The organism is Lacisediminihabitans profunda (assembly GCF_008040105.1).
In the GTDB taxonomy this organism is placed as follows: Bacteria; Actinomycetota; Actinomycetes; order Actinomycetales; family Microbacteriaceae; genus Lacisediminihabitans; species Lacisediminihabitans profunda.
Window position 1 is genome coordinate 1 of sequence record NZ_VRMG01000072.1, and the last position, 285, is coordinate 285.

A 285-nucleotide genomic window follows, 5' to 3' on the forward strand; every position below is an offset into this window, starting at 1 on the left:
AGTCTCGACCGCCACGTCTCGCCGCCCTGGCGCCTGTCTGGCCTCACCAACTCCTACGTCGCCTCGGTGCCGGCCCAGCAGCGACTCGGCAAGCGCTGCTTCGCGGGCTCGGCGGACGCCATCCTGCAGAGCCTCAACCTCCTGCGCGACGAGAAGCCGGACATCGTGGTCGTCGTGGGTGCAGACCACGTGTACCGCATGGACTTCAGCCAGATGATCGCCGCCCACATCGAGTCCGGGGCCGGCGTCACCCTGGCGGCCACCCGCCAGCCGACCGCCCTCGCC

General features: G+C 70.9%; 1 protein-coding gene. It reads left to right on the forward strand.

What is annotated here, in order from left to right; genetic code table 11:
• On the forward strand, window positions 1–285 hold a 285-nt coding region (locus FVP33_RS19100; RefSeq protein WP_246142440.1), incomplete at both ends, for a sugar phosphate nucleotidyltransferase.